The following is a 14,080-nucleotide window of genomic DNA, read 5'->3' as shown; positions in this document are numbered from 1 at the left end:
CGCGGGACAATGCCGACGCGGTGCTTCTGACCATGGTCATCGCCGAGAATGTGAAGACAGGTCCAAGAAGTGACTCCTACGACCTCAAGGCGCTGGGTCGCTTGCAGGACTATCTGTCGGCCGGGTTGGCCGATCAACCGACGCGCCTCGGTGACATGGGTAGTGCTTGACTAGGCCAAGGAGACAACTGCTCCAACCCCGGCAGCTACGCTGGGGCTGGAGCGATCTTTGGTCGACTTGAGTTAAAGTCCGCCGAATCCAATCGGGCCGAGCAACTCCGACGGCACCGGGAAGGCCAGGTTCGCATTGGCGGGGTTATCGCAGTTCTTCTGATTGTAGATGACCATCAGATGCTCTTGGCGACGTCCGGCGATCTCCATCGCGTCCCGGGCGGAGAAGTAGTTGCCCACGGCAGCAGGCCAGAAAAATAGGACAGCGCCAACGTTGGCGGCATTGATGCCTTGATCGCTTTGACCGTCGCGGCGGATTTCATCCAGCTTGGCGAATTCGGCTCGCAGCTGGCTGCAGGTCAAGGTCGTGTCTCCGGGCTGGACGACGTTTACCCGCTCAGTCGTGGTGCAGGCCGAGAGGCCAACGACGGCCATAGCCACTGCCAAAGACTTAGTGCGCTTCATGAGATATTCCCCCCGATAACCGCCAGCAGAAAGCAGGCGGACGAACGCCATTATCACAAGTGTAGGCTGTGTCGATGGCCGGATTATAAATCATGATTGCGGATCAGATGCAGCAGGCGCCGAACTGTTTGTATGGGCTCGACGGCTCGATTTGGCCCTATAGGGTTCCCGCCATGTGCAACCTATACAGCCTTCGCAAAGGCCCTGCGGCCATCCTCGACCTGGCCCGCGCCATGCGGTCCGGCGTCGGCAACCTGGAGCCGCGCGACCTCTATCCCGACTACAGTGTGCCGATCGTCCGCGCCGACGCGGACGGCGAGCGCATTCTGACGACCGCCCGTTGGGGCATGCCGTCATCGCGCAAGGCGATCCTGGATGCCGCGAGCAAGCGGGCCGACAAGCTTCGCGCCAAGGGCAAGGACGTCGACTTCGATCAGCTGCTGCGGATGGAACCCGACGCCGGCACCACCAATGTCCGCAACACGGCCAGCAACCACTGGCGGCCCTGGCTGGGCCCGGAGAACCGCTGCCTGATCCCCCTCACGGCCTTCAGCGAACCCGGCCGGGATGCCGAGGGCCGGTATCGCCCGATCTGGTTTCGGCTGGCGGGCGAGGATCCCGAACCGCTGACCTTCTTCGCGGGCATCTGGACCCCGGCCTGGCAGGGCGTGCGAAAGATCAAGACGGGCTGGGAGACGGCGGACCTGTGCGCCTTCCTGACGACCGAGCCGAATGCCGAGGTCGGGGCCGTCCATCCCAAGGCCATGCCGGTGATCCTGACGACGGCGACCGAACGCGACCTCTGGATGCGGGCCCCTTGGGCAGAGGCTCAGGCGCTGCAGCGGCCACTTCCGGACGGCGCACTTATCACGGTCGATCGCTAGGCCTTCATGCCCCCATCGCCTGCCACGCCAGCGCCACCGCCATTAGGGCGGTGGCCACGATTAGGGCCGCGATCAGGCGGCGTTCTCCGGGTGGGCGCATAGACGGAATCCGAATGCCGTGCCACGACTCAAGTAAGCACCCATTAAAAGGGAAATTCTATGCTGTCCGACTATGACCCTGAGAGTTTGAGCGTTCAAATCGAAGAAATCATTGATGAGCTTGACGGCGCAGCTGCGGGGGTCGCTCAAAAACTGATGGCTGACGATGATTTGAAGTCGCTCACGCCCCGGCAAAGGACCGTCTATGACGCTTTGATCGTGCCATCCCTCATCGCCTTGGCAAAGCGTCGGGAAGCTCGGGAACTGCAGCGTCGCTGGGATAGCGCGGGCGAGTAAACGCCGAAAAGCCCGCCGCCCTTTCGGGACGGCGGGCCAATACGCGGGGCACTAATCGACAGAGGCGCTGAGGATGGACGCCACCCCCCGTCAATTCGGCGGGTCCCGTCCGGTTCCTGTGTTCGGCACCGGACCCTTTCCCCAGCGAGCGGACTGTTCGGCATACCAGGCCTGCCAGCCGATCACCTGATTCCGCCATTCGAGGCAGGTGCCGTAGTTGCCGACGATCGTGCCGGCGGCGGCAGAGAGCGCAATGCCTGAGGGGGCGTCAGCAAGTTGCCCGGCGCGGTCGGGAAGGGTTGCGACGGTCCCGGCGGCGGCCGCGTCGTGCAGGCGCACGAAGCCAAGAGGCAGAACGACAGCGCGATCAGTTTCGGGCGTGACATAGACGGGGATCCTTTCCGTGATGGTCCGATAGACGATGCGGGTCTCGACCTGCGCCGCCTCGACCGTGCGGCCGACCCCTTCGGTCACCGTGGCGGCTTGCTGGGTTCGGCCAATGACATTGGTGGCGGCACGGGTCTGCGCCTGGGCGGCCTTCAGCGCGGCCTCTGCCGCCATCCCGTCCCGGACCTTCCATGCTCCGCCCCAGCCCAGAGCCAGGCCGATGGCCAGCACGAGGGCATAGCCCTTCCAGCCAGCGAGGATTTGCAGTGCGCGGGTCAAGTCAGGCCTCATTTCTAGACAGGGCACCGCTGGCGGCCAGCTGGACCTTGCGGACTCCGGCCGGCTCGGCCACCCGCCATTTCGGGCGGCGCACGGCGATGCAGCGGCTCTTGGCGATACGGACGATCGAGACCTTGTCCCCCTGGTTGCCGCCCAGGACGTGAAAGGCGGTCGCGTCCTCGCCGACATAGAAGCCGACGTGGCCGCCCGCCTCACGGCTGAAGACCAGCACGTCGCCAAGCGCCGCGTCGGCAGCTTCCACCTTCCGCCCGAAGTGCGCCCAGTTACGGGCCCAGAGCGGCCCGGCGACCACGTCCCAGCCCGCGCGCTTGGCTACCACCGCCGCGAACAGGCCGCACCAGGCGGTGCCGTCGTTCGGATAGGTTTTGCCAAGGCCGATTTCCTTGGCCCAGGCCATGATCTGGGGCGTGCTGGCCGCGCCCGGCGTCTCGGTGACGCCGAACAGCGCGCGCGCCTCGACCAGCAGTCGCGGAAGTCCCTGGATGTCATCCAGCCATGCATAGGCAGCAGGCAAAGCCTTCATCGTCGTCTCCAATGTCGAAGGTCGAAACGGACGCCGTGCGCCCGAAAAAATGTATAGCTAGACAATACATTTTTGCTTGCACGCTGTATAGTCGGACTATACAAATAGCCGTCGACACAGAGGGACGACGGCGATGGAACTGAAGAGCGCGAAACACAAGGCGATCCGGGCACTGATCGAGGGCACCCCTCCCTCACGGATCAAAGGCATCGAGGCCAAGGCTCTCGCCCGCATCAACCTTCAACTGTCGGCCCTCGCCGCCGCGCAAAGCATCCGGGAGGTGGCCGATGCCGCACCGAACTGGCACGTTCACGAACTGAAGCCGGGCTATCCCGGCGTCTGGTCGATGCGGGTGACACCGAACTGGCGACTGACCTTCCGCCTCGATCAGAAGACCGGAACGATCACCGATCTGGACTATGTGGACTACCACTAGGGGGCTTCGGCCCCCTTCCATTCCGTATTGTTTCGCAATACATACCTGTCAGACCTTGGAGACCGCCATGCTTGCCGCCCCCAGCCACCCCGGTGAACTGATCCGCGACGAAACTCTGCCCAGCTACCGGCTGAATGTGTCGTCTGCGGCCATCCTCCTTCAGGTGACCCGCGCGCACCTTCACCGCGTTCTGAACGCTCAGGCCGCCCTGACGCCCGAAATGGCGGTGAAGTTCGAGAAGGCATTTGGCGTGTCGGCCGAACTGCTGCTGACCATGCAGGCACGCTATGATCTGGCCCGCCTCCGGGCGGGTGCGGATGTCGCCGCCTCGATCGAGCGCCAGGTCCTGCCGGCGAACTGACGGACCGCCACGAACGCCGTTCGTACAGAACCGTCATGAAAGCGGTGGGCCGCAGCGACCAGATTACGGATTGCTGTGGCGCTGTCGCACGCGCCGCTTCATCCGCCGCCGCCAGCGAGTAAGGTTGGGCCAGAAGGCGAACAGCACGACACCCGCGATCACCGCGGCCAAGATGACATAGGACGACATGGCTTCGTATCCCCACGAGGCCCCTACGATACCATCGTCACGTCTTGTGTTGAACTGCCGAAAGATGACGCCACACGGACGTGAACATGACGGCAAAAGGGGCAGGACGGTCGTCCGCCTGCCCCTTGTTCATGTCACGGACTTATCGACTAAGCCGACCACCTCAGCCCGTGGCGTTGACCGCTATGACGCCCAGCACGATCAGGATCGTCGCGGCCCCGCCGCTCAGGACCGCCAGCCGCAGACCCCGGCCAGTGCGGTTGATCTGCGCCCCGCAGGGGGCGGCCTCATGCATGGCAGGCGGCAGGGCGAAGGCCGCGTGGACGATGCCCTCATCGGTCGCCCGGCGCTTGAGGGCCCAGCTGAACCACTGATTGAACAGCGGCGGCGGCGATCGGTCGCCCATCACATAGTCCAGAACGAACAGGCAAAGCCCGACCACCACCACAGCCGTCAGCGGTGCAACCAGGCTGATCCCGCCAGTATCGACCAGCCGCCCCGGAAACAGCAGCGTCACCCCCCGCCACAGCAGCGACACCGCCGCGAAGGCGAAGAAGCCGACGATCCAGAGGGGGGCGGTGACCTTGGTGTGATAGGTCGGCCCCAGCAGGCGCACGACGACGCCCAGGGCCATGCTGGCCCCCACATACAAAAGCCCCGTCACGATCACGGTCAGATGGGCCCAGGTCATTCGGATGCTCCTTTCGGCGGCAAGAGAAAGCGGTCGCGTATCCATGTGAACAGGCTGCGGGGATCGTTTGCCGTGACCCAGCCCAGGACCAGGGCCACGGCCCGCATATCCAGGGCCGGAACGATGGCCAGGAAGCTGGGCGTCAGGGCCTCAGCGATGATCGGCCCGCCCAGGGCACCCAGCAACACGGTGAACCAGGCCCTGCGCCGCGCCAGGGGGTTCCCGGCCTTGGACGAATAGGCGGTGACCAGGCCGACGGCCCCGTTCAACACGCCGCCGCACAGCCCCCAGAACGCGGGGATTTCACGCAAGTCCATGGTCCGCCCTCCCGGCGTTGAAAGTCAGGCGGCAGTCTGGATTGGCCCCGGATCAGGCATCAGGGTGCACCAGTGCACCCTCGCCCTAGATCGCCGGGGCGGTGAAGGTGTCGTCGGCATATCGACCGCCAGCGCCCATGGCCTCAGTCCACAGCGCCAGGTCCAGTGCCTCCACCTGGGCATAGGTGCGGCCCGAGACGGTCAGGTCTTCGAGATAGGCGCGATAAAGGACCAGGCTGGCACCCTGATTTACGCTGGCCGCCGAAAGACCCCGGCCACCCCAGCAGGCCGGATCGGCAAAGCCAAAGGCTCCGCTGCCGGTGTTGTTTGCGATGCCGATAGCGCGGAAGCGATTTCCCAGCGCGTTCGGCGAAGCGGGATTTTCGCGCTGCCCGATCAAGTTGGGCGCAGAGGCGGGGAACATGGCCGTCCCCTGAATGAGGGCCAGGTAGTTGGAGGTGTTGGACCCAAAAGCCGCCTGATGAACGCTCCCGGAGGTCGCGATGCGGGTCACCCGGTCCCAGCGGCTGTAATAGAAGTCATGGGTCTGGTTGGCGGCGATGTAGTCATAGAGCGGGGTCGCCGACCTGATCCGCATACCCTGGTTGAAAGTCGTGCCGTTCGTCTGGCTGACGATGCCGTGCAAGCCGCCCTTGGAACTGCGCTCGGTCACCATGACATTGGCGATGTCTGCCCCGTCACGCACGAAGCCCAACGTCGTCGCATCGCCCGAGCCCAGCAGATCCTTCAGCCGTTTCCACGCGATGTTGGGAATGACCGCGTTGTTCGCTGGAACGCCCGCCACCGGGCTGGCGGAGTGCGCCAGTTCCAAGAGGCCGAGCGACCCTGGAACCAGGAGGACATCGTCGTCGTCGGCCCAAGGCAGGCTGGCGTCGGGGTCGCCGACATAGGGGATGGCGAAGTCGAGGCCATAGGTCATCGATCAGTCTCCTCAGACAGCGGCAAGGCTGGGGAACCAGCGCATGGCCTGGATTTTTCGGTAGAAGCGCAGGGCGAACAGGGCGTTGCCGAAGTCGTTGAGATGGACGTAGTCGTTGTCGCCGAAGCGCCTCATGCCGGACGGCACGAAGTTGGCGGCGATGTCGGCAGCGTCCGTGCGGCCATTGCTGTAGATGCCATAGCTGTCAGGCACGAAGCCGATCAGCGCCATTTCTTCGGTCGTCGGCGCCGAGTTCAGATCGACGTAGTTGCCGGGATAGGCCGCTGCGATGGCCGCGTTCGCCGCGTTCACCCCCGCCGCGTCCAGATCACCCGGTTGCGCCAGAACCGATCCGACCAGCCACTGCGGACAATAGGCCGACTGGTGACCGACCATTCCGGCGATCGCTGCCAGCAAGGTCGATTGGCTGTAGTCGTTCCGCCCGACCACATAGAGCTGCGCCTTCGGACGAGCGGCGACGCCTGCATCCGCGATAAAGGGTGTCCCCGGCGGACAGGCGACCGCCGTTCCAGGTGTCGTCCGGGTGAAGGTCATCGCCGTCGGCCGGAAACTGACCCACGGCGACAGCGCCGTCAGCGTACCCGGAACGCCTGCCAGCGTGCCCACGATGGTCGGGAGGAACTGCATGACGGGCGCGACAGACCAAGAGGTCACGGACACGGCCCCCGACGTCGGGATCAGATTGCTGGCAACCGTCAGCAGGGCGTTGGCTCCGCCCTGTCGCGAGGCAACCTCGGCAGGCGTCTGTCCAGATACGCCCTGATTGATCACCGCCGTAACGACCGATCCCAGACGATCCTTCAGCTGCTTGGAATAGCTGCCCTGACCCGTTCCGCTGCCGCCGCTCCCCGTCTGGGCGGTGAGGCTGTCGCCCCAGGCCACGATCTCATTGATGGGATCGACGGGGGCAGCGGTGCCGCCCGTGGCCGGAGCATGCATGTAGCGGCCCTCACCGTCGGACCAGAACAGCACACGAGCATCCGGCGTCAGGAAAGGCTCATAGGCGGCGCTCGCTCCCGAAGTGATCTGGAAATGGGCACCGTCGGACCGCCGACGGGTCTGCACCTGGCGAAGACCCCCGGCATCGAGCCTGACCAGGGCGACGTGATTGGCCGTCACCGACACGTCGGCCGCCGACAGTCGACTGCCCAGGGCCACGCCCGGCTGATCGTCCACCTTGGCCCCGCGCGGCAGGGTCGCCCGCGAGGGTGTGAAGCCGCCCGCGAGCGTCCAGATGCCCAACAGCCGGTTGCCAACCCGCCAGCGATACAACGCCGCTTGCTCGGGCTTCAGTGGCTTCAGCAGGGGCCCAACCAAACCGTCGATCAGCCGCGACACGATCGACTGCGAAAGGTCGTCATCGACCCTCGCCGAAGCGGGAAGGGTCAGCTTACGCGGATACACACCCCGCACGGCATCAATGGTGGCATAGAGGCGATTGCCGATGCGGATGCGGGCGGCTTGACCGAACAGATAGTCCGACGACACCCGCTTGAAGAAACCGCCCAGGAAGCTCAGTCCTCCAAGCGACAAGGCCCAGCCCTTGGCGCTGTCCGTTCCAGGACCGCCAGGGGTGGTGCCTTCGGCCCAGGCCGCTGCCAGATCAGCCTTCAGCGTCGCCCGATCGGCCTCCTCTGTGACCGCGTCCAGGATCGGCTGGACATTCGCGCCCAGACCGATCCCGGCCAGATTGATCACCTCATCATCGGTCGCATCGGGAGCGACGGGCTGACCATTGATCTCACCCACCCGGCGCGCGATGTCAGCGATGCTCTCGCCGCGAAGGCCGCGCAGGGCCAGCTTCACTTCGGTCATGGGCGGGTCACTCCGGGATGAACGATGAAGGGGCCGGTCGCATAGACGCTCCGCGTTCCGTCGGGCGCGATCAGGACCAGATCGTATTCGAAGCGGGCCGGCTCGCCGGCCTTGGGCGACGTGGGCAGTGCGTCATGCGTTTCGTGATCGATGCGCATTTCGATCTGGCCCGCCGTGGGCTCGACGAAACGGATGCCTTCGATGGCCGTCGTGACGGTGCCCAGATCGATCAGCGGATCGCCTGCCGCCAGGCCGTACAGCCGCACCTGTAGCGCAGCCGTATAACCGGTCAGGTCGAGCGGATTGATCGCCGTGCCGGTCGCGTCATAGCCCTGGCCATCGGCCAGAACCCACGTCGCGCCATAGTCGGCATTGCGCCGTACCGTGATCGGCACGACTTCGGGATAGACCATGGCGATCTGCCTTGAGGTTAGGGAACGATGACGGTCAGGGGGCCGACGATGGCCGAGAACTCGGCCGTGATGTCGATCGCGTAGATCCAGTAGCTGTAGCTGGCACCCGCAGGCGGGCTGTCGTCGATCTCGACAAACGAACCCGGTGCGCCGGCCACGATGTCGATGACCGAACCGTCGCGCACCACGGCAACGCTGTCGAAGAAGGGACTGGTCGGATTGCGCCAGCCCAGGGTGACGATGCCGTCCGTCGCACTGGCCTCGAACTCGGTCGGGGCCGAGACCAATGGCGGCGGCGGCGACACCGTCCCGGACACAGGCGGGGCCACCCCGACCTTGGTCAGGGCCGTCTCATGCTTGGCGTCCGTCTCCTGCCGGAAGGTGATCTTCACACTCGCCGTCATCGGATCATAGGACCGCTTCAGGCAGCGGACCTTCACCCCTGCCAGCAACAGGTTGGAATCGTCGAAGGTGAAGCAATGGCCCGGCGCGATCCGGCGCATGTGCGGCTTGAACGGCACCGTGCCCGTGATCTTCTCTCGTGCCCCCGCCACATCCAGATAGGCCAGGGCCGCAGCCTGGTTGTGTTCCGGCACCATCGGATAATCGACAGCAAGGGGCCTCAGCCCGCCGTCGTCTGCGATCCAGGCGTCGTCGCTGATAGGCTTGAGCGGGACCATTTCCCAGCGATGTCCTGCGCTGGTGTGGCGGGGGGTAATGGCGTTCTTTCGTTCCAGCCGCGATTGACCCAGGGTGATCTCGACCGGCCCCGCCGTATCCGCTGCAGTCACCGTGACCAGGCTGGGCACTTCTTCGGCCAGGTTCACACAGGCGATCCGGCCAGCGGTGCGTGAGGGAACGCAGCCCGCGGCCTGAAGCATCTGCGTCAGGACTGCATACTTGTCGTCTTTCGACGAAGGAGAGGCCGTGATCTTCCAGTCCCGGACGTCGGCGACGTTCTCCGCCGCGACGAAGGACGCGACGTCGATGCCCTCGACCTGCGCCCCGATTCCGTTGATCAGCTTGCAGGCATAGGGCACGCCATAGGTGCCGCCGCCGCTGGCCCCCGCCCAGACCCCGATCGACCAGTTCAATCCCACCAGGGGCGGGCGTTGCAGAAAGACCCATGTCGTCGGGTCCAGCAGCCGACAGGGGCCGTCTCCGCCCGGATAGGTGCTGTCCAGGCGGGGGTCCCAGCCATAGACGCCGTCGATGACGTGCAGCGGCTTGACGACGCCGCCGCCGTATTCGGACTGCTTCTCGTTTTCCAGCAGGGTAATCGCGAAACCGGCGAAGCCCGAGAATCGGTTGTCGCTGTCCCAGTCGGGCGGACCAGTCGGGTCTGAACCCGGCCCGGTCGGGGCCGTCAGGGCCGTGTCCGGCTGCGTTCCCAACCGGGTCTGCAACCACATATAGCCTTCGTGCGAACCCGAAATCGACTTGCCATAGGTCGGATCGAAGGTCGTGACTTCGTCGTCCGCCTCGAACGACACGAACCCTTTGATCGGCCCGGTCGAGACCGTGCAGAAGAGCGTCTGATACTTGTTGTCCAGACCATAGGCGACGCGGTGCACGATGTTGCCCGCACACCCCACGCGGCCATAGGCCGTCACGATCCCGGCGTCAGGGTCCAGCCGGAAGTCGGTCGGCTTGCCTTCCTCGCGCCCCGCGCCGCCCAGCATGCCGATCGCCGCTTGGGTCCCGAACGCCAGCCCGGCCTGGACCGCCGCCACCGTCACCGCCTGCGCAAAGCTCGCCGTGCCCGAGGCCACGGCGGCCGAGGCATTGGCGACATAGGTGATGGCTGAACCGACCGCCGCGGCTACCTGGGGCATGGAACCCTCCACGCAGCAGCAAAGGCGAGCGGCTTGATGATCTTGCCGCGCCCGTCCTGAAAGCCAAGGACCTCGCCGTTCCCGACCGCCACGGTCAGGGTCGCCCCGAAGTCATCATGGGGCAGGGCGATCAGGTCGCCGGTCATCGCATAGGCCGGCACGATCCGCTTCAGACCCAGCCCATCCACCGCCGCGATCAGATCCCGGAACCCCGCCTTACGCAGGGCTCTCAGGGCTTCAACTTCCGTGCGATAGGACTGCCCTTTCATCGGCGGGCACCCATGGCCGTATTGGTGCAGCAGATGTGCCCCCAGCCGTGCGCAATCGCGCTTGCCGGGCTCATAGGCCGCGCCATGGAACCGATCGATGCAGGCCTGCGCCGCCTTTGCCGGGCTCACGAAATCGCCCCGGTCGGCTCGTTGGCCCGCCAATAGACCTTAAGGGGCAGGTCGGTCACCTTGCCGAACCCCAACTCGCCCGGCCACACCGACTGGTGGAAGCTGTCGTTCTGGCGACGCTCTTCGTTCGGCTCCAGCATGCGGGCCTCTTCGGTGATGCAGTCGTAAATCAGCGTCAGATCCCCGACGCTCAGCCGGGGCTGGTCCAGTTCGCCCCGCCACAGCAGTTCCGGTTCACCGACCAGAAGCCCCGTCGCCCGGTCGATCACGGCCATGTGCACCGTGACAAGGCTGCCCTGCATCTGCGGGCTCAGCGCCAGGTCCGCCACTGCCGAGAGCGACGGGGCCAGGATGGTGAGGGTCTGGGTGCCGGACTGGCCGTCGATCCCGTCTTCTATCTCCGACAGGGAGTCCAGGACCCCAAAGGTCTGGTCCCGCACGCGCCAGACCTCGCCCGCCCAGCGCACGAACCCTCCATCCGACCAGCGAACGGTATGGCCCGGCAGCGACAGCGTCACAAGGTTCGCGACGACCGGGAAGCGCGCTTCCAGGGCCGCGATCAGTGCCGCGTCCATCTCAGTCCGTTTCCTCGATCAGGAACGACAGGCCCAGAGTCTTCAGTTCGTCCAGGGCGAGGTCGGGCAGGGCGTCGATCTCGCCCTCGATCATCGGCCTTGCCATCTCGATCACATCGCCGTCGGCGAAATCGATCCGCATCATCGGCCAGATCGGCACGCTGGCCTTCCCGTCGCCATCGGCCAGCGTCTCGGCCGTGCACCAGTGCACATAGCGCCGACCCTCATGGATGACGGAAAAGAACTTCCCCTTGCGAACCGGGTACCGGGGCGTCAGCCCGACCATGGCCAGCACCGATCCGGCCTGGCCGTCGCCGTCCACGGTCGGCAGGCCACACGGCCCGGCATCCATCGCCTCGGGAATGGGCAGCAGGATCGACTGGCTGTCGCCCGAGATCAGATCGACGGCCAGTTCCACGCCGGCACCGGCTGCGCACTGGGGCGGCACGGTAACCGACAGGGCCCAGTGCGAGCCTGGGCGATTCATGCGACGACGCCCTGCGCCGAACGCAGCCCTCTGCGGCATGGCCGAGGACATGGGACGCATGACGAACTCGGTGCCGCGTGGCAGCAGGCCAGGGATGATCGCCATCAGCCCAGCCGGAACCGGTCGCGGCGCGCCGCTTCGGACGGGATCACCGTACGGGACGCCTGGAAGGCGGCTGTGGCGGCCTGCCCGGCCTGTTGCATGGCAAAGGCACGCTGTTCGGCCATGGCCTGTTCGAACAGCATGGCCCCGCGATTATCATAGGTGATGTGCTGAACAACGGTCCGCGAGATCATCGGCATCTTGGACACCGCCGAAAGACTGGGCAGGATCGAACCGGGCTCCGACGGCACGAAGACCTCGGGACGATGCTCTCCGACGATGTAGGACCGGCCGGGGCGAACCGGACCGCCGTGGGCACGACGGCCGAACCCGCCCATGAATGACGAAACGGCCGCCATGATCCCTCCGCCGCCACTGCCGTCCGGGCGGGCGCTGCCCAGCTGCATCAGATAATCGGTCAGGAGGTCCGCCAGATTGTCCTTCAGCCGATCTGTGACCCGATCGAAGATGCTCGTCAGCACGCCTTCCAGACCGCCATCCTGCAAATCGTCCAGAAGACCGCGAATGCCGTCCCGGAACCCACGCCGGGTGGCGGCGGAAATCTCAGCATCGACTTGGTCGGTCGCGATGGCGACACCTTCGCCATAGTTGAGATTCCGGTCCCCTTCGATTTGGCGAGCACGCCGGTTGATTTCATCCGCCCGTTCCAGGACCCGCAGGCGCTCTTCGTCACCACTCAGGCGCGCCATGGTGATCTGGTGTTCCAAGGCGGCATCCGCGACGATCCGCGCGGTGACCTCGGCACGGGCGCGCTGGGTGTCCAGAAGGTCCGCCTCAGCCATGGCCGTCGCGCTGACAACATCGTAGCCCTTGTCCATCAGGAACTCGATCTGGCGCGCCGTCTGGTATCGGTCCTCCATCGACTGGGCATATCGCTCGTTGCCCAGCATCCGCTCGTATTCGATGTCCTTCAGCACGGAGGCCTGCTGGACCTCGTGCATCTGGCCTTGGATGCGCGCTTCGTCGACCCGCTCCTGATCGGCCACGGCCCGCGTTCTCGCCTCAGTCGCCGACAGCTGAAGACCCAGATACTGTTCGGTCCGCCGGACGATGGCGTCCTCGCGTTCCAGCACCTGGACCAGGGCACGGTTGTTCGACAGCCGCGCGATCTCCAGCGCCAGGCTCCGTTCCAGGTCGGCGGCCTGCCGCGCGATCTGTTCGGGCGACGGACCCGACGGCCGCGCGCGACCGCCACCCGTCGAAGGGCTCGCCAGCCGCGCGCCGTCACCGTCCGGGCGGAGCTGGCGACGCGCGCCCATGGCCATCTGCTGACGCATCAGCGCCGGATCGTCGGCATTCGCCCCTGCCCAGGTCTCACCCTCTCGCAGACGCCCTGCGAGGCCACGCGTCCAGGGCAGGCGATCCCAAAGGCCGGAGTTGTAACCCCAGGCGGCCCCTGCGTTTCCGATGTCAAAGATGCCGGACTGGCCGCGCATTTGCGTGAACTCGGCCCAGCTGGCCAGGAAGTCGTTCATGGCCGATAGCGCCGTCGCGAGCGAGCCCGCCACCGTCAGGATTTCGTCCGACAGTTCGACCAGTGAGCTCTTCAGCTGGACGTTGACGATGTGCGACATCGTCTCGAACTGCTGATTGGCCTCCGCGCCCTTCTTCACCAGGTCCGCATCCATGACGTAGCCGAGGTCGCGCGCCTTTTCCCGCAGGTCCTCCAGCGCCCCCGACCCTTCCCGCGCCAGGGAGATCATCGACCCCAGGCCCAGCTTGTCCGCCACCGCTGCCCGCTCGGCCTCGCTGCCCAGGGCGGCGATCCTGTCCATCACGGCCGCAAGTGCATCTTCGGTGCTGGCGAAGGCCCGCAGGTCCTCGCCGCTGAAGCCCAGCCGTTCAAACCATTTTACAGCGCGGCCACCGGCCAGGCCTTCGCCCAGCTTCTTCTGAAAGCTTTCGATCGCGCTGTCGGCATCCTTGGCCTCGCCGCCGACCTCGGTCAGGGCGAAACGGTATTCCTGCAGGGCGTCTGTCCCGATGTTCAGCTTCTGCGCCGTGTCGTCGATTTCATCGGCAAACTGCATCGCCGCGATCGCCTGCGTCGCCGCCAGGGCCGTCGCCGCCAGTCCGCCGGCAGCGATCAATCCCGCAGGACCCAGGGCTTCCAGCGCCTGGCCAAAAATCGGAATCCGCGCGGCACCCGCCTCGAACACGGCCAGCCGCGACCGGTCGAACGTCTGGTTCAGGAACTGGCCGGGATCGGACTTGCCAATGGCTTTGTAGCGGGCTTCGATCTTCGAAGCCGTCCCGCCAACATTGTCCAGCGCGCGCCGGTTCTGACGCTCCAGCTGCCTGATGTCCGTGCTCATCTGATAGACGAGCGCTTCCAGATCGGTCCGACCGGCCAT

Annotated in this window: 18 protein-coding genes; 4 read left to right on the top strand and 14 right to left on the bottom strand. The window is 65.7% G+C overall.

From position 1 onward, the window contains the following. Positions 1–242: 242 nt before the first annotated feature. Positions 243–686, bottom strand: coding sequence for a hypothetical protein (locus JIP62_RS07130; protein ID WP_201104299.1), 444 nt, complete (start codon positions 684–686; stop codon positions 243–245). Positions 687–808: 122 nt separating this feature from the next. On the opposite strand from JIP62_RS07130, the gene JIP62_RS07125 reads away from it, so the two are divergent. Then, positions 809–1,519, top strand: a complete 711-nt coding sequence (locus JIP62_RS07125; protein WP_201104298.1) for an SOS response-associated peptidase — start codon at positions 809–811, stop codon at positions 1,517–1,519. Positions 1,520–1,678: 159 nt separating this feature from the next. Next, positions 1,679–1,915: a hypothetical protein gene (locus JIP62_RS07120; RefSeq protein ID WP_201104297.1), complete on the top strand. Its 237-nt coding sequence runs from the start codon at positions 1,679–1,681 to the stop codon at positions 1,913–1,915. Positions 1,916–2,005: 90 nt separating this feature from the next. Here the strand turns inward: JIP62_RS07120 and JIP62_RS07115 are convergent, their stop codons facing one another. Next, positions 2,006–2,581, bottom strand: a complete 576-nt coding sequence (locus JIP62_RS07115; protein ID WP_201104295.1) for a hypothetical protein — start codon at positions 2,579–2,581, stop codon at positions 2,006–2,008. A 1-nt stretch (position 2,582) separates the two neighbouring features. Beyond that, positions 2,583–3,125 (bottom strand): TIGR02594 family protein, encoded by a 543-nt coding sequence (locus JIP62_RS07110; RefSeq protein ID WP_201104293.1) that lies wholly within the window; start codon positions 3,123–3,125, stop codon positions 2,583–2,585. 133 nt (positions 3,126–3,258) lie between these two features. Between JIP62_RS07110 and JIP62_RS07105 the strand changes: the two genes are divergently transcribed. Continuing rightward, positions 3,259–3,561: a type II toxin-antitoxin system RelE/ParE family toxin gene (locus JIP62_RS07105; protein ID WP_201104292.1), complete on the top strand. Its 303-nt coding sequence runs from the start codon at positions 3,259–3,261 to the stop codon at positions 3,559–3,561. 67 nt (positions 3,562–3,628) lie between these two features. After that, the gene (locus JIP62_RS07100; protein WP_201104291.1) at positions 3,629–3,922 is read left to right on the top strand and encodes a HigA family addiction module antitoxin; all 294 of its coding nucleotides are present in this window, start codon (positions 3,629–3,631) and stop codon (positions 3,920–3,922) included. 63 nt (positions 3,923–3,985) lie between these two features. Here JIP62_RS07100 and JIP62_RS15250 read toward each other — a convergent pair whose 3' ends face one another. From JIP62_RS15250 to JIP62_RS07050, 11 genes are all read right to left on the bottom strand, one after another. Beyond that, positions 3,986–4,111 carry a hypothetical protein gene (locus JIP62_RS15250; protein ID WP_269145474.1) on the bottom strand — a complete coding sequence of 42 codons (126 nt, stop codon included), beginning with the start codon at positions 4,109–4,111 and terminating at the stop codon, positions 3,986–3,988. Positions 4,112–4,274: 163 nt separating this feature from the next. Continuing rightward, on the bottom strand, positions 4,275–4,802 hold the full coding sequence (locus tag JIP62_RS07095) for a hypothetical protein (RefSeq protein ID WP_201104290.1): 528 nt from the start codon (positions 4,800–4,802) through the stop codon (positions 4,275–4,277). Then, positions 4,799–5,119 (bottom strand): hypothetical protein, encoded by a 321-nt coding sequence (locus JIP62_RS07090; RefSeq protein WP_230974891.1) that lies wholly within the window; start codon positions 5,117–5,119, stop codon positions 4,799–4,801. Before JIP62_RS07090 ends, JIP62_RS07095 begins: the two co-directional genes overlap by 4 nt. Before the next feature lie 85 nt (positions 5,120–5,204). Continuing rightward, positions 5,205–6,059: a hypothetical protein gene (locus JIP62_RS07085; protein ID WP_201104289.1), complete on the bottom strand. Its 855-nt coding sequence runs from the start codon at positions 6,057–6,059 to the stop codon at positions 5,205–5,207. Between the two features lie 12 nt (positions 6,060–6,071). Further along, positions 6,072–7,895, bottom strand: coding sequence for a hypothetical protein (locus tag JIP62_RS07080; protein ID WP_201104288.1), 1,824 nt, complete (start codon positions 7,893–7,895; stop codon positions 6,072–6,074). Beyond that, on the bottom strand, positions 7,892–8,308 hold the full coding sequence (locus JIP62_RS07075) for a hypothetical protein (RefSeq protein ID WP_201104287.1): 417 nt from the start codon (positions 8,306–8,308) through the stop codon (positions 7,892–7,894). Before JIP62_RS07075 ends, JIP62_RS07080 begins: the two co-directional genes overlap by 4 nt. 17 nt (positions 8,309–8,325) lie before the next feature. Next, a complete protein-coding gene (locus JIP62_RS07070) occupies positions 8,326–10,143 on the bottom strand; it encodes a hypothetical protein (RefSeq protein ID WP_201104286.1) in 1,818 nt (605 codons plus the stop codon). Beyond that, entirely contained in the window at positions 10,131–10,541 is a 411-nt protein-coding gene (locus JIP62_RS07065) for a DUF6950 family protein (protein WP_201104285.1), read from the bottom strand. Before JIP62_RS07065 ends, JIP62_RS07070 begins: the two co-directional genes overlap by 13 nt. Beyond that, positions 10,538–11,116: a hypothetical protein gene (locus JIP62_RS07060; RefSeq protein ID WP_201104284.1), complete on the bottom strand. Its 579-nt coding sequence runs from the start codon at positions 11,114–11,116 to the stop codon at positions 10,538–10,540. The genes JIP62_RS07065 and JIP62_RS07060 overlap by 4 nt, the downstream gene beginning before the upstream one ends. 1 nt (position 11,117) lies before the next feature. Next, positions 11,118–11,708, bottom strand: a complete 591-nt coding sequence (locus tag JIP62_RS07055; RefSeq protein ID WP_201104282.1) for a hypothetical protein — start codon at positions 11,706–11,708, stop codon at positions 11,118–11,120. Next, positions 11,708–14,080 (bottom strand): coiled-coil domain-containing protein, encoded by a 2,373-nt coding sequence (locus JIP62_RS07050; RefSeq protein WP_201104280.1) that lies wholly within the window; start codon positions 14,078–14,080, stop codon positions 11,708–11,710. Before JIP62_RS07050 ends, JIP62_RS07055 begins: the two co-directional genes overlap by 1 nt.

This window comes from Brevundimonas vitisensis, assembly GCF_016656965.1.
Taxonomy (GTDB): Bacteria; Pseudomonadota; Alphaproteobacteria; order Caulobacterales; family Caulobacteraceae; genus Brevundimonas; species Brevundimonas vitisensis.
The sequence above is the reverse complement of the archived record's forward strand: the minus strand, read 5'-3'. Positions and strand labels throughout refer to the sequence as shown.